22 protein-coding genes are annotated in these 20,645 nt (G+C 40.9%); 12 read left to right on the top strand and 10 right to left on the bottom strand.

Annotated features, from left to right (window positions below; all coding sequences use genetic code 11):
- Window positions 1–105 precede the first annotated feature (105 nt).
- Window positions 106–1,542: a hypothetical protein gene (locus H6G75_RS10375; protein WP_190979862.1), complete on the bottom strand. Its 1,437-nt coding sequence runs from the start codon at window positions 1,540–1,542 to the stop codon at window positions 106–108.
- 78 nt (window positions 1,543–1,620) lie between these two features.
- Window positions 1,621–2,466 carry a M28 family peptidase gene (locus H6G75_RS10370; RefSeq protein WP_190979861.1) on the bottom strand — a complete coding sequence of 282 codons (846 nt, stop codon included), beginning with the start codon at window positions 2,464–2,466 and terminating at the stop codon, window positions 1,621–1,623.
- 332 nt (window positions 2,467–2,798) lie between these two features.
- On the opposite strand from H6G75_RS10370, the gene dnaK reads away from it, so the two are divergent.
- Window positions 2,799–4,907 carry a molecular chaperone DnaK gene (gene dnaK / locus H6G75_RS10365; protein WP_190979860.1) on the top strand — a complete coding sequence of 703 codons (2,109 nt, stop codon included), beginning with the start codon at window positions 2,799–2,801 and terminating at the stop codon, window positions 4,905–4,907.
- A 154-nt stretch (window positions 4,908–5,061) separates the two neighbouring features.
- The gene (locus H6G75_RS10360) at window positions 5,062–6,057 is read left to right on the top strand and encodes a DnaJ C-terminal domain-containing protein (protein WP_190979859.1); all 996 of its coding nucleotides are present in this window, start codon (window positions 5,062–5,064) and stop codon (window positions 6,055–6,057) included.
- 240 nt (window positions 6,058–6,297) lie between these two features.
- On the opposite strand, the gene psb28 is transcribed toward H6G75_RS10360, so the two are convergent.
- The 6 genes from psb28 to H6G75_RS10330 all read right to left on the bottom strand — a co-directional run bounded on the left by psb28 (window position 6,298) and on the right by H6G75_RS10330 (window position 11,158).
- Window positions 6,298–6,669 (bottom strand): photosystem II reaction center protein Psb28, encoded by a 372-nt coding sequence (gene psb28 / locus H6G75_RS10355; RefSeq protein ID WP_190969797.1) that lies wholly within the window; start codon window positions 6,667–6,669, stop codon window positions 6,298–6,300.
- 21 nt (window positions 6,670–6,690) lie between these two features.
- On the bottom strand, window positions 6,691–8,235 hold the full coding sequence (locus tag H6G75_RS10350; RefSeq protein WP_190979858.1) for a serine hydrolase: 1,545 nt from the start codon (window positions 8,233–8,235) through the stop codon (window positions 6,691–6,693).
- Between the two features lie 165 nt (window positions 8,236–8,400).
- Window positions 8,401–9,141 (bottom strand): RNA methyltransferase, encoded by a 741-nt coding sequence (locus H6G75_RS10345; protein WP_190979857.1) that lies wholly within the window; start codon window positions 9,139–9,141, stop codon window positions 8,401–8,403.
- 87 nt (window positions 9,142–9,228) lie between these two features.
- The gene (locus H6G75_RS10340; protein WP_242051502.1) at window positions 9,229–9,825 is read right to left on the bottom strand and encodes a hypothetical protein; all 597 of its coding nucleotides are present in this window, start codon (window positions 9,823–9,825) and stop codon (window positions 9,229–9,231) included.
- A 167-nt stretch (window positions 9,826–9,992) separates the two neighbouring features.
- Window positions 9,993–10,535 (bottom strand): AbfB domain-containing protein, encoded by a 543-nt coding sequence (locus H6G75_RS10335; protein ID WP_190979856.1) that lies wholly within the window; start codon window positions 10,533–10,535, stop codon window positions 9,993–9,995.
- Window positions 10,536–10,849: 314 nt separating this feature from the next.
- A complete protein-coding gene (locus H6G75_RS10330) occupies window positions 10,850–11,158 on the bottom strand; it encodes a PEP-CTERM sorting domain-containing protein (RefSeq protein ID WP_190979855.1) in 309 nt (102 codons plus the stop codon).
- 606 nt (window positions 11,159–11,764) lie between these two features.
- On the opposite strand from H6G75_RS10330, the gene H6G75_RS10325 reads away from it, so the two are divergent.
- Complete coding sequence (locus tag H6G75_RS10325; protein WP_190979854.1) at window positions 11,765–12,208, top strand: hypothetical protein; 444 nt, start codon at window positions 11,765–11,767, stop codon at window positions 12,206–12,208.
- Between the two features lie 25 nt (window positions 12,209–12,233).
- On the opposite strand, the gene H6G75_RS10320 is transcribed toward H6G75_RS10325, so the two are convergent.
- Window positions 12,234–12,563: a low molecular weight protein tyrosine phosphatase family protein gene (locus H6G75_RS10320; RefSeq protein ID WP_190979853.1), complete on the bottom strand. Its 330-nt coding sequence runs from the start codon at window positions 12,561–12,563 to the stop codon at window positions 12,234–12,236.
- Window positions 12,564–12,759: 196 nt separating this feature from the next.
- On the opposite strand from H6G75_RS10320, the gene H6G75_RS10315 reads away from it, so the two are divergent.
- From H6G75_RS10315 to H6G75_RS10305, 3 genes are all read left to right on the top strand, one after another.
- Window positions 12,760–13,263 carry a methylated-DNA--[protein]-cysteine S-methyltransferase gene (locus H6G75_RS10315; RefSeq protein ID WP_190979852.1) on the top strand — a complete coding sequence of 168 codons (504 nt, stop codon included), beginning with the start codon at window positions 12,760–12,762 and terminating at the stop codon, window positions 13,261–13,263.
- Window positions 13,264–13,357: 94 nt separating this feature from the next.
- Window positions 13,358–14,215, top strand: coding sequence for a TIGR02587 family membrane protein (locus H6G75_RS10310; protein WP_190979851.1), 858 nt, complete (start codon window positions 13,358–13,360; stop codon window positions 14,213–14,215).
- Window positions 14,212–14,610 carry a TIGR02588 family protein gene (locus H6G75_RS10305; protein ID WP_190979850.1) on the top strand — a complete coding sequence of 133 codons (399 nt, stop codon included), beginning with the start codon at window positions 14,212–14,214 and terminating at the stop codon, window positions 14,608–14,610. The genes H6G75_RS10310 and H6G75_RS10305 overlap by 4 nt, the downstream gene beginning before the upstream one ends.
- A gap of 247 nt (window positions 14,611–14,857) precedes the next feature.
- Here the strand turns inward: H6G75_RS10305 and H6G75_RS10300 are convergent, their stop codons facing one another.
- Window positions 14,858–15,715 (bottom strand): acyl-CoA desaturase, encoded by an 858-nt coding sequence (locus tag H6G75_RS10300; RefSeq protein ID WP_190979979.1) that lies wholly within the window; start codon window positions 15,713–15,715, stop codon window positions 14,858–14,860.
- A gap of 175 nt (window positions 15,716–15,890) precedes the next feature.
- On the opposite strand from H6G75_RS10300, the gene H6G75_RS10295 reads away from it, so the two are divergent.
- The 6 genes from H6G75_RS10295 (at window position 15,891) to H6G75_RS10270 (ending at window position 20,522) form a co-directional block, all read left to right on the top strand.
- Window positions 15,891–17,108 carry a TetR family transcriptional regulator gene (locus H6G75_RS10295; RefSeq protein ID WP_190979849.1) on the top strand — a complete coding sequence of 406 codons (1,218 nt, stop codon included), beginning with the start codon at window positions 15,891–15,893 and terminating at the stop codon, window positions 17,106–17,108.
- A 217-nt stretch (window positions 17,109–17,325) separates the two neighbouring features.
- Window positions 17,326–17,781, top strand: coding sequence for an NUDIX hydrolase (locus tag H6G75_RS10290; RefSeq protein ID WP_190979848.1), 456 nt, complete (start codon window positions 17,326–17,328; stop codon window positions 17,779–17,781).
- Between the two features lie 147 nt (window positions 17,782–17,928).
- Window positions 17,929–19,332 (top strand): 3-isopropylmalate dehydratase large subunit, encoded by a 1,404-nt coding sequence (gene leuC / locus H6G75_RS10285; protein WP_190979847.1) that lies wholly within the window; start codon window positions 17,929–17,931, stop codon window positions 19,330–19,332.
- A 103-nt stretch (window positions 19,333–19,435) separates the two neighbouring features.
- A complete protein-coding gene (gene leuD, locus H6G75_RS10280; RefSeq protein WP_190979846.1) occupies window positions 19,436–20,044 on the top strand; it encodes a 3-isopropylmalate dehydratase small subunit in 609 nt (202 codons plus the stop codon).
- A 105-nt stretch (window positions 20,045–20,149) separates the two neighbouring features.
- On the top strand, window positions 20,150–20,359 hold the full coding sequence (locus H6G75_RS10275; RefSeq protein WP_190979845.1) for a type II toxin-antitoxin system HicB family antitoxin: 210 nt from the start codon (window positions 20,150–20,152) through the stop codon (window positions 20,357–20,359).
- Window positions 20,352–20,522, top strand: a complete 171-nt coding sequence (locus H6G75_RS10270; protein ID WP_190979844.1) for a type II toxin-antitoxin system HicA family toxin — start codon at window positions 20,352–20,354, stop codon at window positions 20,520–20,522. The genes H6G75_RS10275 and H6G75_RS10270 overlap by 8 nt, the downstream gene beginning before the upstream one ends.
- Window positions 20,523–20,645: the final 123 nt, after the last annotated feature.

The following is a 20,645-nucleotide window of genomic DNA, read 5'->3' as shown; positions in this document are numbered from 1 at the left end:
AGACTTGATTACGACACAATCAAATGCAGCGCGATCGCTGCAAGAAAATGTAGTGTATTGAAAGATAAAATCAAGAAATAAACTTGTAGATTGACCAACTATAGCTCAACGATTTAAAGCCAAACGCCACAGCCGCACACCTTCATAATCACTAGCAGCTAGAGTTTTACCATCAGAACTCAGTGCTACTTCAGTTAAAGAAAATTTAGGAAGTGTTTTCCAACTAAATAATTCTTTGCCTGTGCTAACTTGCCAAATATATAAGCCATCTTTACTTTGTGCAGGGGGAATCTGTATATTTTCACTCTGACTAATCAATGTTTGACTATCTGGTGTGACTAGCAAGGTGTTGACTGTTCCGATGTTGGGAATAGTTTTTACGACTTTTTTCGTGTTCATATCCCAGATTTGCAGATTATTGTTCTGGGCGGTAATCAGGGTTTTACCATCAGGTGTAACAGTTAGTGTAGTGACTCCTTTGCCTTGATTATCACCAAAAGATTGTAGACGCTTACCTGTATTAATATCCCAAATTTCTATTTGGTTACTGTAGGAACTGTTGGCAACGACAATAGTTTTACCATCAGCAGTAATATCCACAGGATAGCTTGACCGCAGAGTACTGATGTTGACAGGCATAGTACGTAATAATTTGCCAGTGCTAAGTTCCCAAACTCCCACATCTAATCTAGGTTCCTCTGTCTTATAGAAACCAATTAGGGTTTTACCATCAGGAGTCAACTTGACAAAATTAGAACCTTGTAGCCTGTGGAGAATTTTACCTGTTTCCAAATCTCGGATTTGTATTTGCCCTAGTGCAGCTGTAACTAAAGTTTTGCCATCGGGAGTAATAGCGATCGCTTCTGTAAGATCATTGAGAGTTGTGTTACCGTTGTATGGGCCTGGGAATGTGTGAAGTAATTTACCAGAATCTATTTGCCAAACTCTCAGTTCATCAGAATTAGCAATCACTAATTTGTTGCCATCACGGGTAAATGCCATACAACGGATGCCGTTATATGATGAGCCAAATTTTTGTTCATAGCCGATGATCTTGCCAATGTTGGGGAGAAAGTTTTCCTCTTGTCCATTAGATTTGACAAATTGAAAAGACGGAGGTGCTAAGGTCACATACATTGAAATTGCCATCACACTGTAGGTGAAAATTAATCCAATCAGCGTAAAACGAGGCTTGAGTTGAGAAGAAAGCTTGAGTCCACAAATTCCACCCACCACACTACCGATAATCGAACCTATTGGTGCGACGACAATGAAATGCAAAAATATCGACAGTCCACCATAAGGGCCTCCTGTGTAAGTCGCTGGACTGGCAAAAATAGGAATCATTGCCAGCAGCATCATACCGAGAAAAGAACCCAACATCGCAGGTATCAGGATATCTTTCCTTCGGTGGGTAATTTTGCCCATAATTAACCCAACAATTCCACCAACGATAGTCCCGATAACTAAACTAATTAAAGTTGCATCTATTAGTTTTGGCAGAATAAAAATCAAAATAAATTCAAAATTAATTAAATTCATATACGCAGAAATCAGCTATATTCTATTGGGCTAAAGGCGATCGCAATCAAACGAAATCTCGCATTGCAATCATGACAACTAATTTAACCGTCTAATTCCCTGTTCTAAACCTTGGCAAACACCAGTGAGAAAATCTAAATCTAAGGAAGCAATATTATCACTAGATTTGTGATAATGGGGATTCCGTAAAAATGCCGTATCTGTCACCATAATTGCGGGATAGCCCAAATCCCAAAATGGTGCATGATCACTAAGTCTGGTTTGACGTACAATTAAGCCTCGGTTGGGTACTGGCAACCACTGACTAGCTACACCTACTTTGCGAATACTTCGGCTGAGGCTGATTAAATCACGGATTGTCCGCAAATTGCCGATTAAAGCAATAAAATCACCTTGATTTGGGTAAAATTTCTCCAACGGACTAGGGTAACTTTGGGAACCTGGAGTAGAAACGCAATAACCCAGCATTTCCAAAGAAATCATTAACCGGAGTGGTTGCTGTTGTTGATGCAATAAAGCTGCATATTCCGCACTACCGAGCAAACCATATTCTTCCATATCAAATGCTACTAATCGCAAGGGATATTTAGCTGGTTGTGCGGCAAATTTCCTGGCTAATTCTAATAACACCGCCACCCCTGTCGCATTATCATCCGCCCCTGGGGTTCCTGGCACAGCATCATAGTGCGCCCCCATCAAAATCGGGGGCAAATCTTTGTGCTTCCCGTCAGCAGATAAATTTAAAATCAGGTTCTTACAGCTTTTCCCATTCACTTTAAAGGTGTGGATTTCCACACTTCCCCATTGGGAAAATTGTTGACGAATATATTCTTGGACAAAGAAATGTCCTGCTGTTGCCAAGAAAGGATCACGTTCTCTTGCAATTTCAGAGAGATGGATTTGTAATTGCTCTTGTAAATTCAACGGAAGTATTCAGGATAAAGTATGAAGTTAACCCACCAATAATTAGTAGTTCTGCCAAAAATCAATTACAGAAGTGTGGATTTCCCAACTTAAAGCACTGATAAAGTAGAGTTTTTCCACTATGGAGATTTCCCGATGCTGGGACATACTTAGCGTCGTGAATGCTATCCTAGTCTTGCAACTAGCTCTTTAACCTTAAATTTATTCAGCTTTTGCCTCAATTGATTATTATACCATTGAGGTGTTTTCCACTAATAGCTTACTGCTATTGGTAGTCTTGGACAATCATAATAAATTAATAGATATAAGACGCACTAGGAGAAGAGTAACGCATGGGCAAGGTAGTCGGCATCGACTTGGGTACAACCAACTCAGTAGTCGCCGTGATGGAGGGTGGCAAGCCGGTGGTGATTGCCAATGCAGAAGGAATGCGAACAACACCCTCCGTAGTTGGTTTCAGCAAAGATGGCGAGAGAGTGGTTGGGCAAATGGCAAGACGGCAAACCGTCCTCAACCCGCAAAATACTTTTTTTGCAGTTAAACGCTTTATTGGGCGCAAGTATGGCGAACTGAATCCCGAATCGAAACGTGTGCCGTACACCATCCGCAAAGACGACATCGGCAATATTAAAATTGCTTGTCCCCGGTTGAGTAAAGATTTTGCCCCCGAAGAAATTTCGGCAATGGTACTGAAAAAATTAGCTGATGATGCCAGCCGTTATTTAGGTGAACCTGTTACTGGGGCAGTTTTGACAGTTCCGGCTTATTTTAACGATTCTCAGCGACAAGCCACCCGCGATGCGGGCAGAATTGCTGGTTTGGAAGTGTTGCGGATTCTCAATGAACCCACCGCCGCTTCTTTAGCTTATGGTTTAGATCGGGGTGATACTGAAACCATCTTGGTATTTGACTTGGGTGGTGGGACTTTTGACGTATCGATTTTAGATGTTGGCGATGGGGTATTTGAAGTTAAATCAACCAGTGGTGATACACAACTGGGGGGTAATGACTTTGATAAAAAGATAGTTGATTGGTTAGCAGAACAATTTTTAGAGACGGAAGGTGTAGACTTAAGACGCGATCGCCAAGCTCTACAAAGGTTAATGGAAGCTGCCGAAAAAGCTAAAATCGAATTATCGGCGGTGAGCGTTACCGATATTAACCTACCCTTCATCACCGCTACAGAGGACGGGCCAAAACACATCGAAACCCGCCTGACTCGTTCTCAATTTGAAGCTTTGTGTAGTGATTTGCTAGGACGTGTCCGCACTCCAGTCAAACGGGCATTAAAAGACGCAGGACTTAGGCCAGAAGACATCGAAGAAGTTGTGTTGGTGGGCGGTTCGACGCGAATGCCAATGGTGAAACAATTAGTCCGCGATTTAATTGGCATTGAACCCAACGAAAACGTTAACCCTGATGAAGTCGTCGCTGTGGGTGCAGCCATTCAAGCAGGTATCTTGGCTGGGGAACTCAAGGATTTGCTGTTATTGGATGTCACACCTTTATCTTTGGGACTGGAAACCATTGGCGGTGTGATGAAAAAACTCATCCCCCGCAATACAACCATCCCCGTTCGCCGTTCTGATATCTTCTCCACTTCCGAGAATAACCAAAACACCGTGGAAATTCACGTAGTCCAAGGTGAAAGGGATATGGCAGGAGATAACAAATCTCTGGGACGGTTCAAGTTGTATGGCATTCCCCCAGCACCGCGAGGCATTCCCCAAGTCCAGGTATCATTTGATATTGATGCCAACGGGATTTTACAGGTAACAGCTTTAGACCGAACGACAGGCAGAGAACAAAGCATTACCATTCAAGGCGCTTCTACCTTGACTGAATCGGAAATTAATCGGATGATTCAGGACGCGCAGAAATACGCTGATGTTGACCGGGAACGCAAAGAACGTGTCGAAAAACGCACCCGTGCAGAAGCATTGATTTTACAATCCGAACGCCAACTGCGAGAAGTCGCCCTAGAATTTGGGATGCAATTTGCCCGCAGTCGTCGTCAACGGATTGATAATATTTGCCGCGAACTGAAAGAAAGTTTACAAGCCAATGACGATCGCGGTATTGATCAAGCCTACGCCGATTTACAAGATGCCCTTTATGAACTCAACCGAGAAGTCCGTCAATATTACGCTGAAGACGAAGACGACGACTTGTTAGGCACAATTAAAGAAATCTTCACAGGCGGCGGCGACAAAGAACGCGATCGCGAACCAGATTACTACCGCGATAGCTACCGCGATCGCGATTCCTACAACAGCCGCGATTACGGTAGGGATAATGGTAGAGATTACAGCCGAGATTATGGCAGAGATTACGGACGAGATAGAGATAGCCGTTCTTCCGCCTACGACAGCCGCCCCACACGCCGCCCATCTCGCCCCAGTTATCAAGATAATTGGGATGATGAAGATGATTGGTTGTAGTACTCCCCCTTCTTTACTTGATTGAGAAACTTGATTCAAAATACGGATTTAGTCATTGGTGATAAGTATTAAGTAATTGGTAAATAGTATTACTAGTTACTTAAAAATTATTACCAACCTCTAAAATCTAAAATCTAAATTTAAATAACTGACTATGCAAAATTTGCAGAATTTCCGCGATTACTACGAGATTTTGGGAGTACCTAAAGATGCCTCTAATGAAGAAATTAAAAAGAATTATCGGCGATTAGCTAGACAATATCACCCTGATTTGAATCCAGGGAATAAGGCAGCCGAAGAAAAATTTAAAGATGTGAATGAAGCTTACGAAGTGCTTTCTGACACTGCTAAAAGGGCGCAATACGACCAGTTTAGCCGCTATTGGAAGCAAAAAGGCTTTGCAGGTAACAAACAGCCGCCCAAAGCCAAAGCTTGGGGAGAAAAACCAGGCGATCGCACCAACGGTAATCAAGTAGACCCCAGCCAATTTGCTAATTTTGAAGACTTTATCAATCAAGTCGTCGGTGTTGGTAGTCGCCAAGACACCAGAAATGGCAATACGGCTAAAACCGATCCGTTTCGTTCGCCGAATAGCAAAGTTCAATACACAGTTCCGAAAAACCCACCAAAACCAGCACGGCGAGATATTGAAGCGCGATTAACCTTACCATTAGAAAAGGCTTATCAAGGTGGTAACGAACGCATTCGTTTAGAAGATGGGCGATCGCTAGAAGTGACAATGCCTCCAGCGATGGTAACGGGTCAAAGTATTCGGCTGAAAAATCAAGGAATTGGTGGTGGCGATTTATACCTCAAAATTACCGTCGAGCCACATCCTTTATTTAAACTAGAAGGCGCAAACATTTCCTGTCAAGTACCAGTCACTCCTAGCGAAGCAGTTCTTGGTGGATCTGTCGAAGCACCGACCCTCGACGGCCCCGTAAAAATGACCATCCCACCCGGAGTTAGGTCTGGTCAAAGATTCCGCCTGGCAAATAAAGGCTACCCCACCGATAACGGCAAACGCGGCGATCAATTGGTAGAAATTCAGATAGTTACACCCAAAAATATTAGCCCTGAAGAAAAAGAACTTTACGAAAAAATTCGACAAATTGAAACCTTTAAACCTCGTACTGATTTAATCAGTTAGGTGTCGATTGAATGACAGGATAAGGGAAGGGAGACAAAGAGGACAAGGGAGACAAGGGGGATAAGGGAGACAAGGGAGATAAAAGTTTTTTTGAGTCAATAATTATCCAATTTGTTTTTTATTGCTTTTAAAAAAATAAATAAACTTATGGGGTGAAATCAACTTTGATTTATCAATCCTAAATAATTTAAAAACCTATATCTCTCCCGTGTCTCCCGTGTCTCCCCTATCTACCTTGTCTCAATTAGAACTACCATACTCCATCCCATTAGCCTCAGCGTAACGGTGCATAAAACGCATAAAGCGTTCCCAATGATCATCTTGTTCAATCTCAAATTGGCATTCTACCCGTTGTAATTCATCACCCTCATCACCACCAAAAATAAATCGAGTTGAAGAAGGAGTTACGCTAATTTCACCTTCTTCATCAGTTAACAGTAAGGAATTTAAAGATGGTTTCGTAAAACTATTAAAGCCTTCTAAAGCTTGTAATTGATTAAAAGTCATAGCGACAATGCGGTTGCCAGAAACTTTGCCACGTCGCAAACTCACATTGCTGAGTTCTTCAAAAATGCCTGCAAAAAACTGAATTGTGGGTGTGGTAGATGTCATGAAAAATGCCAAGTTACAAATTTATCTTGGGGGATAATACTGAGGGTTAATGGCTGGTGATTGATAGCCAGTCATTGGTACGTTATTAGGAATAGTAGGATTCATTATAGGTGATTGATAACCACTCATGGGCATCACACCAGTAGTATTAGGTACGGGAGAACTAATGGCTGGGGATGGATAAGTAGTGGTGGGTATATTAGTATTAATTGTATTTGCTGGACTACTTTGACTGAGGTTTTCGTAAGTAGTCCGAGAAATGGAACTAATGAGTTTTTCGGCACGGGGGTCATTGTTGGGGCGTTTGACCATCAAGGAAATGATGTAACGCTTACCATTGGGAATATCTACTAAACCCGTATCTGCCAGCATTGTGCCAATATCGCCTGTTTTGTGGTAAATTCTGGCACCTGCACCTAAACCAGAAGGTAGGAGATTATCTCTTTCGGTACGACGCATAATATCCAACATAATATCGCGCGATCGCAGACTCACAAAGTTACCTTGATTCACCATTGCCATCAAGTTGCCCAGTTCTCTGGGACTGGTGATGTTTGTGCCTTGTAAATCTGGCAATTTATTTTTAATTACTGTTGTGGTTAATCCCCAACTGCGAAAACGTTGATTTAATGCGTCTATGCCTCCCAGTCGCGCAATCAGCATATTTGTGGCTGTGTTGTCGCTGATGGTAATCATTTTGGTGGCAACTTCCAACGCACTATATTGTGTGCCAACAGGTTTAAATTGGAAATTCCCCGAACCACCAGCCACCATATCTTGCTGCATGGTTAACATTTCATCAAGGCGGATTTTGCCTGCATCAACATCTTGAAAAAACGCTACCAAAATTGGAACTTTAATGGTGCTGGCGGCTGGAAAACCAACGGAAGCATTAATATCTACATAGCCACCATTATCTAAATCAACTAAGAAAATACCTGGTGTCAGGTCTGGGGTAGTAGCTGCCAAATTCTGCACAGCATTTTTGAGTGGAGTAATTTCTTGGGACAGGTATAAACCGGAAGTTGGCGCTACAGGATTAGGAGTGCTTTGTGGCTGGACTTGACCAGAATTATTAGTATTTGATGACACGGGCGAGTTGGAATTGATGCGAGTAGCTGGGTCGAGAGCTGATAACACTGTACCAACGATCGCACCCATACCGACTCCCACAATTAACAATCGCAGGATATATAACATCGTTCTCGCCATTGGCTTGAGCCGTGTCTTTTTTGACACTCTTTTAGTTCCTTTGGGCTGTGGCGGCTTTTGTACCCGCACTGTTTTTACCTTAACAGTGTTGGGGTACGGGGGTGGAACATAAGCGGGTTTTCTGGGGATGGGTTTGACAGCCGTTGGCATTACTAGCCCTTGTCTTGGCCGGGGAACTCCGCCCATTGCGATCGCGCCTGATGCCAGCATCTGTTCTCTGCTCACAGGACGTTGCTGTGGCTGGGGAACTTTTGCTTTTTTTGGTTGTGTTTTTGGAGCTTTGCGCGATCGCGGGCGGCCATTTACGGGTTGTCGCCGCGAGAAAGCTCTTAGTTTGTCACTTGATTCTGTCACTGGTACTCCTTGTGACTCACTCGAATTTTTTCTTGCAGACTTCCGGCCTAAAACTGACTGTTTATACAGCTTGATGCTGAAATCAACTTTGACTACTCAGTAGTGTGTTTAGTTTAAGCCATATTATCTATTTTGAGGGAGATTCCGTACATATTAATCGATACATCATAAGTTTTCATCATCATTACGATTGTTTAGCACCCACTCTACTTGCCGAAAAATTCCCCGCAACATTGCGACTTCATTAGTTGTCAGTCGGGCGCGATTATATAGTTGACGAAATTTCTCCATCCGACTCGCGGCTGTATGGGGATAGAGATAACCAATATCTAACAGTAGCGATTCTAATTGTTGGTAGTAGGCTTCTACCAGTTCAAAAGGCGCTAATTCTGTTGGTTGACTGATCTGCGGTTGGGCGATTTCTACCTGTTGCGCCAGTTCATAACAACAAATCCCGACAGCCGTGGCTAAATTTAATGAGGGATATACCTCACTGGTGGGAATGCGGATAAATCGCTGGGCATAATTTAATTCTTCATTACTTAATCCCCGGTCTTCTCTACCAAAAATCAACGCCGAGGGTTTGTCTGGTTCTTCGAGTAACCAAGGTAAGGCGGTACGGGGTGTTTCTAACGGTGTTCCCGAATCACGCACACGCGCAGTAGTGGCGATCGCTCTGACACATCCTTGCAAAGCCTCTGGTAAAGTTGCTACCTCTTGGGCAGATTCTAAAATATCCTTGGCATGGACAGCCATTTTCATCGCTTCTGGCGATCGCGGGTCACATTGGGGGTTAACTAATATGAGGTTGTACAAACCAAAATTTTTCATCACACGAGCGATCGCACCCACATTAATTGGGCCAGCTGGTTCTACCAACACAATCCTGACCCCAGTTAATGCCATTTTCTATCTCTCCATATTTTTTACTTTGTGCATTTTACATAATTCGTGATTAAAACCCACAGAACAGCACCAAGATACTACCAGTTTTTATTCAATAGGACAGTTGGGACTAGGGCCTTTTAAAGAATAGTGATCAACCTGTACCCAGCTATCTTGTCCTAAAGCCCAGAAACCAGTAAAAATGTTATGAGTGGTAGTATTCCCCGTACGGAACTGTAACGTTAGCTTTGTATATTGTGGTAAATTGCCAAACTTGAGTTCAGACCAAACTTTCTGTTCAGTATCACGCACTCCAAAATATCCATCTGTGACATTGGGTGATGTCCGCACATAAGCTTCTAATATATAGTTAGAATTGGGCTGAAGACGTACTTGCTGACGAATGCCATTCCAATCTGAAACATTCCGCATCCAGGCATTATTTTTACCACTAAAACTATATCCTTTATTAACATCAAAACCTGCACGTCCTTCAGTTTCCCAATAAGATGAGGGATGTGGTTGTTGCTCAAAGTCTAGATTGCCATAAGGGGCTGTACATGATGCTTGTCCTTGATTTATAGAAATGTTGGTTAATAATATCGAACTAACAGTAAGAGTAAAAATATTAATGAATACGCCTTGGATAAGCAATTTTATATTTTGGGGTAATTTTATTAAGTAATCAGCTAATTGATGGGACATAATCTTCAGTAAAACAGCTTAAATAATTTACGCTACGTCATTGCTGTAGAGACTGGGTGTAAGGGTTTTAGAGAAAATCTATACCCCTTAACCTTCTCTCTAAACCTTGTTTTTTCTGCGTCAATCATCAGCATTAATTGTTGGAGATGTTTAATGCAATGAATAACTTACCGATAGAGCGGATTAGTGATAATAAAAGTTGCATCCTGTCTGAATAAATCACTACCATCTGATGGTTCTAACCACAACTCAAAATTTTTGTGACGGATATAGTGTGCGGGAAAGTTTAGAGATTCAAATGAACTACTATGAGGATTATCACCAAATAGTCTATTCTTAATGCAAAAGGTAGCATCTTCTCTAAATAACTGCTGATTGATTCTCCTGGACAACTTGATCTGGAAATTTTCGTGTCTTAAGAAGTGACCTGGAAAGTTAACAGATTCAAATGAGCTACATTTGTTATTTGCTAATCCTGGAACTATTTTAAAGGTTGCATCTTTTCTTCCGAGTTCATCACCAATTGGCTCTATATAACCTACGAAATTTTTGTGGCGAATATAGCGATCGCTCAAATTATACGACCTAAAAGAAACCGCTTCATTGCTGTTTTGAGACTGCACTGATGAAGCTGATATCAAGAATATCCCCCAGACTGAGAAACCTAAAGTTGAAACACTCAATAATTTTTTTAGCCAGTTAAATCTCATTGAAATAACTACTGATACATATACTAACAGTAGTTTAACTGAGATTTTTCAGCTTAAAATATTTTTTTGATGAAAAAATCAGTAAGAAATACTCAAGCTGTGACTAGTACAACAAGGCAAAAAGCAAAAGGAAAAAGAAAGAATAATGATACCACAAGCCTTTTAGCAATTTCTTATGGTCTGTTTATTTACGCCTTATTGTACTAGTTTGTTTTATCTACTGCTTGTCTGAAATGAAGATATGCGTGGAAGATATAGAAAATTTCCGGGTATGAGTAAAAGTCTTGTCTCATACCCCAAACCTATTCTTAGCGTTATGATTCTGTAACTTGAGAAGAACGCAACCGAGGTTGACGACGCAAATCAGCTAAACCCACTCCTGCTAAGAATGTACCCCCCATTGTGATTGGTTCTGGTACAGGTTCCGCATTTCTGGGAGTTAGTACGACATAACCGTAGCTCTTACCGTTATCACCTTGGGCTAGAATTTGTCCTTTATTATTAATGGCGATCGCAGAATAAAAGTTCCATCCTAAACTGGGATCTGTGAGAGTATCTAAGTCAAAGATTCCTGTACTTTCGCTCCAGACAAAAGCTCCATTTTGCTCCTCATGAAATATCAATTTGTAGTCACAAGTTCATAAATCTATCTTTTGGTAGTTGTATTGTGTAAATTTTTCTAATGCTCATATCAGCCAAGAATTGCAATGCAGAGTTTGCAAGTACCTGGATTATAAAATTCAGCGTTTTTTCTACTGATTCAAGTATTTAATTTTCATGAAAAATCTATACAAAGAAAACGAAATATTTATAATCTTCAATACACTCATTTGTGTTCTCATAACAAAGATTTCTTGAAACCACAAATCATCTCAATTAATTAAGGGTTACATCAATTTTTATTAACTAAACCAGAATACATCCAAAACTATCTGACAATTTAGCTATTAATTCTGACAAATGACTAATTACAAGCTTTCTATAGTTAAGCGATCGCCTGTGATTTTGCTCAACCGAGAGGTATAACTTTAAGTTTTGTTAAATTAATAACCTTTAATACGCATATTCAAAAACATGCAGTATAACTTAGCAGGGCGAAAAGTAAGTTAGACGCAAAAGTTAAATTATTATTTAAAACTCATAGCTTTCAAAAGTATGTTTGCTGTGACTGATTTGCTTTATCTGCCTATTGTCTGATAATTAAGATATATTTAGGAGAACCCAAAAAAATGCAAAGTATTGTTAAAAGAACTCTTATACTTTCCTCCACAGCAGCGATCGCAGTTACATTCACAGGTTGCGGCGAAAGCAAAGTAGCTCAATGCAATAAAATTATCAAAGTTGCTAATCAAGCAGTAACTTTAAGTCAAGAATTTAGCAAAAATCCACAACGAGAAAAAGGTTCTAAAGCATTAACAGAAGTTGCAGGTAAAATTGATACTTATGCTAATGAAATGAAAGCATTAGAAATTAAAGATGAAAAATTACAAGGCTTTCAAGGACGATTTATCAAGTTATATCAGGATACCAGTAAAGGTTTACGTGATACGGCTGCTGCTGTTGATAAGAAAAATCTCAAAGCCGCAAATGCTTCTTTAGCATCTTTAAAAAAGAGTGGGAGTGAAGAAGGTGCAATAGTCACTGAAATTAATAGCTACTGTTCTGGGAAGTAATTGACATGATATTAAACGTCTTAATTTAATAGGTTCCTAAAAGGGGAAGTACTTTTTTCTTTAATATCTCAATTAAAGCTGGTTCCATATATTCAAAATCATCTGGGATATCTAAACAGATGATTTTCTTATTTTTAAGAAAATGTTGAAAGTTTTTGGTCAATTTGCGTTTATGGGACTGTTCCATAACAAAAATAATATCAGCCCATTCAATTGCTTCTGTAGAAACGGGAATTTCAGCGTAATGGTCTAATCCTGCTGAGTCGGTTTCTAGTCCTTCATATTCTGCAAATACTACCTCAGCCGTAGGACTCCGCAATTTATTTTGACTACAGATAAATAATAGCTTTTTCATTAATTAATACTATCATATATAAGTAATCCTAAATCATTACAAACATTTCTTTTTCTGATTTTTTCAACAGGATAGTGACCAAAATTTATCCCAAAAGCTGTTTAACTGATACTTGAATCTCAGGAAATGCTAATGGTGTAATTAGTCCTTCAGCAATTGTCTTAAATATTTGAATATTTAATTTTTCTATCACAATATGAAATTATTCATTGACAAAATCAATTCAGAAATCGGCCAAATTTTAATTGTGACTGATGGTGAAAAACTCTGCGCTTTGGACTTTGCAGATTATGAATCAAGAATGCTGAATTTGTTGCAAAAGCGTTATGAAAGCTTTAATTTTGAATATATAAAAAATCCCCAAGGTATTAGTAATAAAATTCAAGCTTATTTTGCAGGCGATCGCACCAGTTTAAACAATATTTCCCTCAACACTGGTGGGACTGTGTTTCAGCAGCAAGTGTGGCTTGCATTGCGAACAATTCCTTGGGGTACAACTATTGCTTATGCTGAGTTAGCCGCGAGAATTGGTAAACCGACAGCCTATCGCGCTGTTGGAATGGCGAATTCACTTAATCCCATTGCACTTGTGCTTCCCTGTCATCGAGTTGTCGGTGCGAATGCTGCGCTGACTGGTTATGCAGGAGGTTTAGAACGCAAGCGTTGGTTACTCAATCATGAAGGTGTGAAATTGATTTAGCGTAACCTCAGATAGATGCGGAGAATCTCTAGTTTATGAGAAATATGACAACACATATAAATCTGACAACCAAATAATTAGGTACTTATTAGTAGTGAGAAAAAAGCAGTACAAAAATTCCTGGAAGCAGGAAATAAATGATATTGTCCGGGGAATTTGTGGAGGTTTTTTATTTGGCATTCCACTAATATATACAATGGAAGTATGGTGGATTGGCTCATTAGCAAAACCAAGATTAATTGCAATAGCGATCGCCTTAATGTTTATTGTAGTTTTTTTACTCAACTATACAGAGGGATTTCGGAAACGCCGAAATACTTGGCGACTAGATGAAGCTGCAATAGACACTGTAGAAGCAATGGCGATTGGGTTTGTTTGTGCTGCATTTATGTTGTGGTTATTGCAAGAAATTACCCCAGCAACTTCCTTAAAAGAATCATTGGGAAAAGTGGTATATGAAGGCGTACCATTTACCCTTGGTGTAGCTTTAGCTAACCAATTTCTCCAAGAAGGTAATCAAAATAATTCAACTCCAGCCACTCATAAAAATAATTTACACGCCACATTAGCTGACTTAGGCGCAACTGTGATTGGTGCAACTGTAATTGCTTTTAATATTGCACCAACAGATGAAGTTCCTATGTTAGCGGCGGCTATTTCTCCGCCTTGGTTATGGGTATTAATAGCTGCGTCTTTAGTAATTTCCTACGCTATTGTCTTTCAAGCTGGTTTTTCCGACCAAAAAAAACGTAGACAGCAAAAAGGAATTTTTCAGCGTCCACTAAGCGAAACTACAATATCTTATTTAGTATCTTTGCTGGCTAGTGGAGCAATGCTATTTTTCTTTCAAAAGCTCACTTTATCAGACCCTTGGATGATGTGGCTAGAACATACTTTAGTTTTGGGATTACCTGCGACTATTGGCGGCGCGGCGGGTAGGTTAGCAATATGATGGAAACAGAACCACAACCGGAACGCTCTTTAGCTGAATGGATCACATTTGGAATAGCTTTATCTATTCTGGCAGTTGTGATTAGCTTAGTTGGTTATATGTGGCTGAATGAAAAAAATCAGCCTCCTATTTTGTCGGTAAATCAAAAATCAGCAATTAAAGAAATTGAGGGGAAATTTTATGTTCCCTTTGAAATAGTTAATGCTGGTGGTGAAACTGCGGAATCAGTACAGATTATTGCTGAGTTAAAAATCGCTGATCAAGTCATCGAAACAGGAGAACAACAAATAGATTTTTTATCTGATGGTGAGAAGGAAGAAGGTGCATTTATATTCAGCAAAAATCCCAGTCAAGGACAATTAAATGTCCGGGTTGCCAGCTATAAGTTGCCATAATTTAGGTGTGATATTTTGTCCGGTAAAAGACTTCTCATTAAGATAGCAGAGGTGCAGAGGACGAGGATTTGATATTTCTGCACAGATTCTTAGACTCGTAACTGATTTGCCGGACATGATTTAAGGCTTTAGGAGTCAGAATATTGATCAAAATCAGAACAATTGTGACAAATCAATTTAGGAATCATGTTTAATTTTTTCTAAATTCTGATTTCCGACTCCTGAGTGCTGAATTCTTAGAGTTAATTTATCTTTGATTTGCAATTTGCGGTGGCGGTAAGATGACTTTTTTGGCTAAACCCAAACTTTTTAAAGCTTTAATACTCCACCAAGTAATGTCAATTTCCCACCACTGAAATCCAGATTTGGCAACATGGGGAAAGGTATGATGGTTGTTGTGCCAGCCTTCACCGTAAGTTAGAAGTGATACCCACCACAAGTTACGTGCGCCATCATTCGCGTCAAAGGTGCGATAACCCCACAAATGTGATGCAGAATTAACAAACCAAGTGGAGTGCCACAATAATACTGCTCGCACAAACATTCCGTAGATTACGAAAGACCAGCCGCCTAGAGCATATAACAATAATCCGAAGGGAATTTGCAACAATAAGAAGTAGCGATCTAGCCAACGATAGAAAGGTTGTCTTTCTAAATCTGGGGCATATTTTTTATAAGTTTCATAGTCAAAAAACTCTGGGCGGGGATACAAAATCCATAGTATGTGACTCCACCAAAACCCCCGTTGGGCAGAGTAGGGATCTAAGTTAATATCTTCTGTATGGGCATGGTGCTGGCGGTGTCCACCAATCCAAAAAATCGGCCCACCTTGAAGTGCTAAGGCTCCGATAATGGCGATCGCATATTCTAACCACTTGGGTACTTGGAAACTCCGATGGCTTAATAGTCGATGATATCCTAAGCAGATGCCAATACTACCAAATAACCAATGGAGAAACACTAGCAATCCTAGCGCCGACCAAGAAAAAAACCAAGGAGCCAACAGAGCTAAGGCGTGAATAGTTGCAAAAAAAGCCACATTCACCCATCTAAGGCGAGGTGATTTTCCTGTCTCAGAAGCAACCGCCAGATATTTTGCAGTCATAAACATTTCCGTTGATGGATCATGAAGTGATTTGCTGGGATCTGGGTAAACTTCCCCAAGAAATTTCCCCATTCTGTAAACTAGTTCGTTACAGTGAACTTAAGCAAGTATCACTTACATTAGGCATCGTAACAACTATTGGTTTTTTATGCAAGTGCCACTTGCATTATTTCTTATGGCATCTCAATCAATCTCAGCCCGTCAGCGTCTGATCCAAGCAGCACTAGAATTATTTACTACACAAGGAGTTAGTAATACTACTACTCGCCAAATTGCTGAAAAAGCTGGAGTCAATGAAGTGACTCTATTTCGCCATTTTGGCAATAAACATGGTCTCCTGTTAGCAGTATTAGAAGAATCAGCAGCATTTAAGGATTTGGGAGAATCTTTAGTCCAGAGGGCTACTCCTCCAGGTAACGTTTATCAAGCCCTGAAAGATTATGCAAGTGATAGCTTACATACATTAGAACGAGTCCCAGAGTTTGTGCGGTCGGTAGTGGGTGAAGCAGACCAATTTCCTGCTGAAAATCGCCGTGCGTTGGGGAGAGGATTAACAGAAGCTAACCGCTATGTAGCGCAGTATTTAGCTACTGTCATCCAACAGGGAGACCTAAATACCTATCTACCGGCAGAAAAATTAGCCAGTTTACTCAACGGTATGATCTTGGGATATGCGGTGATTGAATTTACAAGTGAATTTCATGAACTATGGGAAGATAGAGATGATTTTTTAGAGAATTTAGTGGAGTTGTTTTTACATGGAGCAATGTCTACTGCTCCCCAATTAACCAAAGAAGCTGTAATTATCAAAGAAGTAGCTGATTTGCCTGGGATTTTAGTCCATAAAATTCTGCAAAACTCCAGAAAATCGGGAATAGAAGATTATGCTTTAGCATACCTGTTATTTGGTGCTGGTTTATCTGTTTCAGAGATAATCAGCTTGCAGCGATCGCACCAAATTTCCGATACTCAAGGACTAATTCTGCAAATCACTACCCCAACTTTACCCCGCCAAGTGCCTGTGAACCAATGGATTTTAGGTAAACACTACGGTTCTCATACCAACAATCCTTTGATTAAATGGCTAAAAAGTCGCAAAGATTATCATCCGGCAATGTTTATTGACAATTTAGGTAATTCTCTTTCTGAGTCAGAATTACTGCAACGTTGGAAGATTTGGACTCAAGACTTGTTAACACCCCAAGGTAAACCACCAGAAATTACTCAAGCACAACAAACATGGTGTGTAGAAATGTTAATGCGAGGTGTGAGTTTGGAAGATTTAAGTATTTTAACAGGCTGCGATCGCTCCCAGTTGCAACCTTATGCTCGCCGCGCCAAAGAAAAAGCAGCCTTAGAAGCAGCAATTCGTTTAGATCATAAGCCAGCATGAAGTAATAAGGCAAAAGTTCAAATTTAAAAGTTAAAAGCAAGAAAAATATTTGTAAACGCCTAAATGTATCGATTTCTGACTTTTTACTTTTTACTTTTTACTTTTTACTTCTCAAAGCTTTCTGTCTTATAGTAGATGCCTAATAGCTGTATAAAAATGAGACTTAGCTGAAATCACCTCTTGCCTTGTTTTATGATGACGCTCATCCAGAAAGTTCATGAATCAGAAAATCAGGAAAATCTTCAAGCAGTCGGGGGTCATTCCTTATAGAGTGCAGAATGGCACCATCGAAATCTTACTAATAACAACCCGCGATCGCAATAATTGGGTAATTCCCAAAGGCGGAATTGCCAAAGGTATGAGTCCGCCTGCTTCCGCCGCCAAAGAAGCTTGGGAAGAAGCAGGTATCATTGGACAAGTAGATGTCAATGCCGTAGGTAGTTACAGATATCGCAAACGCGGCAAAATCTACCGAGTGCAGATGTATTTACTGTTAGTTGAAATGCTAAGTGAAGATTATCCTGAAGCTGGGCTGAGACAGCGAGAATGGTTAGATGTGAACCTTGCTATTCAAATGGTCAAGCAAAATTCCCTCAAAAAGATTTTGCATCAATTTCTCCAATTTCAATCAAACTCTTGTCTAGCATTTGTCAACACACAAACTTCAGCATAAAGGCAAGAGATAAAGCAATGATTCCATCAAGGTAAAATTCCGAATTTATCTGTGAAATCAATCCAAAATCCAAAATCCAAAATCTAAAATTGTCCGACGCTTTTTTGATACTATAAAAATTCCGACTCGTTACATAACGATTGACCTATGAGCAAAGGCACCCTGTTTGATAAAGTTTGGGACTTACACACCGTTGGTACACTTCCTTCAGGGCTGACACAACTATTTATCGGCCTGCATCTAATTCATGAAGTCACTAGTCCCCAAGCCTTTGCGATGTTGCGCGAACGAGGTCTGAAGGTACTGTTTCCCCAGCGCACTGTAGCGACAGTAGATCACATCGTACCTACGGATAATCAGGCACGTCCTTTTGCTGACAGTGTGGCAGAAGCCATGATTCAAGCTCTGGAACAGAACTGTCAAGAAAATAATTTAACTTTTTATAATATTGGCTCCGGCAATCAAGGTATAGTCCACGTCATCGCCCCAGAATTAGGATTAACCCAGCCAGGAATGACGATCGCTTGTGGAGATAGTCATACATCAAGTCATGGTGCATTCGGTGCGATCGCTTTTGGTATTGGGACAAGTCAAGTCCGCGATGTTCTCGCCTCCCAAACCCTAGCCCTCGCTAAACTCAAAGTCCGCAAAATAGAAGTGAACGGCACTCTCAACCCCGGTGTCTACGCCAAAGATGTAATTCTGCATATTATCCGTACCTTGGGCGTGAAAGGTGGTGTTGGTTACGCCTATGAATTTGCCGGCACTACCTTTGCAGCCATGAACATGGAAGAACGGATGACCGTCTGTAACATGGCAATAGAAGGTGGGGCGAGATGCGGTTACGTCAATCCCGATCAAGTCACCTACGATTATCTCCAAGATAGAGACTTTGCCCCCAAAGGCGCAGACTGGGATCAAGCAGTAACTTGGTGGGAATCCATCAAGAGTGATGCTGATGCCGAATACGATGATGTCGTTGTCTTCGATGCCGCCGAGATTTCACCAACAGTTACTTGGGGAATCACCCCCGGTCAAGGAATCGGCATTAATCAATTCATCCCCAAACCCGAAGAACTGGCGGAAGAAGACCGTTTTATTGCCGAAGAAGCTTATCGCTACATGGATTTATTACCCGGTCAAGCAATCAAAGGCACAAAAATCGATGTCTGCTTTATTGGTAGCTGCACCAACGGTAGACTCAGCGATTTGCGAGAAGCGGCGAAAATTGCCCAAGGTCGTCGCGTGGCTGAAGGAGTCAAAGCCTTTGTTGTCCCCGGTTCCGAAAGAGTGAAACAAGCCGCCGAAGCCGAAGGATTAGACAAAATCTTTGCAGCCGCAGGTTTTGAATGGCGAGAACCAGGATGTTCCATGTGTCTGGCGATGAACCCCGACAAACTCCAAGGTAGACAAATCAGTGCTTCTTCTTCTAACCGCAACTTTAAAGGCAGACAAGGTTCCGCCTCTGGTCGCACATTACTGATGAGTCCGGCGATGGTGGCGACTGCGGCTATTAAGGGCGAAGTTGCTGACGTGCGTGACTTGCTGTAGGAGAAGGCAGGGGGCAGGAGGCAAAAGCTTACACTCAGGAATTTGGGTTAACAAACCACATCTTTTTTATCTCGCGCAAAGGCGCAAAGGCGCAAAGAAAATTATGGGAAGTGAAATTCAACAAGTATCTGGGCAGGCTGTACCTTTAGTTGGGAATGACATTGATACAGACCGGATTATTCCTGCCCGTTTTTTAAAGGCGATTACTTTTGATGGTTTGGGTGAAAATGCGTTTATTGATGACCGCACAGCTTTAAAAGGTGAACATCCCTTTGATAAGCCCCAATATCAAGGCGCAAATGTGTTGATTGTGAATCGTAACTTTGGCTGTGGTTCATCGCGGGAACATGCGCCACAAGCGATCGCTAAATGGGGTATTAAAGCTTTAATTGGTGAAAGTTTTGCCGAAATATTTTTCGGTAATTGTGTGGCTATTGGTGTGCCTTGTGTAACTGCGGATGGGGCAACTGTCAAACAATTACAAGAACTGGTAACAGCAAATCCCCAAGCAACGGTAACAATAAATTTAGAAACCTTACAAGTACAAATTGGTGACTTTACAGCCCCAGTTTTCATCGGTGAAGGTTCTAGAAATATGTTCGTTTCTGGTAGTTGGGATGCTTGCGGTCAGTTAGTTGCTAACGCTGATAAAATTCGCTCTACAGCTACGAAATTGCCTTATGTCGGTTGGGGTAAGTTAGCGGTAAGTTAATCAGAATTGATGGACAAAACTTAGCATAACGCAACCTTGAAAACCACCTTTGTGAGAAAAGGGTGATGTTATGCTAAACAAAAAAGCCTTGGGAAGTAAAATGCAATGAAGACTCGTAGCTTTACAGTGATTCTTTATAAAGAAGATGATATGTACATAGCTGAATGTCCAGAAGTTGGCACTGTAGATCAAGGTGAGACTATTGAACAAGCGATTATCGGTTTGAAAGAGGCTACACGGCTTTACTTAGAGGAATTTCCTCTACCTGATACATCACCTAGATTTGTGACCAGTATAGAAGTCAGCTATGCCTAAGCTACCACGGATCTCAAGCAGAGAAGCGATTCGCACACTGGAGCGGTTGGGATTTGAGCAAGTTCGTCAAACTGGTAGTCATGTTGTTATGAAAAAAGCAACCGCAGATGGCGAAATTGGCTGTGTTGTTCCTGTGCATCAGGAATTGAAGGTTGGGACCTGAAGGGGTGACAAAGCGGCTGAAGCCGAGGAAATAAAAGATTGTGACCGTTTTGGGGTAAAAAAAGATAGGTCAGGTATTGTCAACAAGACCTATCAAATGATAATGTTACCTAAATTCTACCAA

The sequence above is a fragment of the Nostoc sp. FACHB-280 genome, assembly GCF_014697615.1.
In the GTDB taxonomy this organism is placed as follows: domain Bacteria; phylum Cyanobacteriota; class Cyanobacteriia; order Cyanobacteriales; family Nostocaceae; genus Nostoc_B.
This window is presented reverse-complemented; position numbering and strand designations above follow the sequence as displayed.

Bases quoted from the DNA above. Each gene is read 5' to 3' on its own strand.
- H6G75_RS10375 (WP_190979862.1), bottom strand. From the start codon at position 1,542: ATGAATTTAATTAATTTTGAATTTATTTTGATTTTTATTCTGCCAAAA.
- dnaK (WP_190979860.1), top strand. From the start codon at position 2,799: ATGGGCAAGGTAGTCGGCATCGACTTGGGTACAACCAACTCAGTAGTC.
- H6G75_RS10360 (WP_190979859.1), top strand. From the start codon at position 5,062: ATGCAAAATTTGCAGAATTTCCGCGATTACTACGAGATTTTGGGAGTA.
- psb28 (WP_190969797.1), bottom strand. From the start codon at position 6,669: ATGACATCTACCACACCCACAATTCAGTTTTTTGCAGGCATTTTTGAA.
- H6G75_RS10345 (WP_190979857.1), bottom strand. From the start codon at position 9,141: ATGGCATTAACTGGGGTCAGGATTGTGTTGGTAGAACCAGCTGGCCCA.
- H6G75_RS10340 (WP_242051502.1), bottom strand. From the start codon at position 9,825: ATGTCCCATCAATTAGCTGATTACTTAATAAAATTACCCCAAAATATA.
- H6G75_RS10335 (WP_190979856.1), bottom strand. From the start codon at position 10,535: ATGAGATTTAACTGGCTAAAAAAATTATTGAGTGTTTCAACTTTAGGT.
- H6G75_RS10325 (WP_190979854.1), top strand. From the start codon at position 11,765: ATGCAAAGTATTGTTAAAAGAACTCTTATACTTTCCTCCACAGCAGCG.
- H6G75_RS10320 (WP_190979853.1), bottom strand. From the start codon at position 12,563: ATGAAAAAGCTATTATTTATCTGTAGTCAAAATAAATTGCGGAGTCCT.
- H6G75_RS10315 (WP_190979852.1), top strand. From the start codon at position 12,760: ATGAAATTATTCATTGACAAAATCAATTCAGAAATCGGCCAAATTTTA.
- H6G75_RS10305 (WP_190979850.1), top strand. From the start codon at position 14,212: ATGATGGAAACAGAACCACAACCGGAACGCTCTTTAGCTGAATGGATC.
- H6G75_RS10300 (WP_190979979.1), bottom strand. From the start codon at position 15,715: ATGACTGCAAAATATCTGGCGGTTGCTTCTGAGACAGGAAAATCACCT.
- H6G75_RS10295 (WP_190979849.1), top strand. From the start codon at position 15,891: ATGGCATCTCAATCAATCTCAGCCCGTCAGCGTCTGATCCAAGCAGCA.
- H6G75_RS10290 (WP_190979848.1), top strand. From the start codon at position 17,326: ATGAATCAGAAAATCAGGAAAATCTTCAAGCAGTCGGGGGTCATTCCT.
- leuC (WP_190979847.1), top strand. From the start codon at position 17,929: ATGAGCAAAGGCACCCTGTTTGATAAAGTTTGGGACTTACACACCGTT.
- leuD (WP_190979846.1), top strand. From the start codon at position 19,436: ATGGGAAGTGAAATTCAACAAGTATCTGGGCAGGCTGTACCTTTAGTT.
- H6G75_RS10275 (WP_190979845.1), top strand. From the start codon at position 20,150: ATGAAGACTCGTAGCTTTACAGTGATTCTTTATAAAGAAGATGATATG.
- H6G75_RS10270 (WP_190979844.1), top strand. From the start codon at position 20,352: ATGCCTAAGCTACCACGGATCTCAAGCAGAGAAGCGATTCGCACACTG.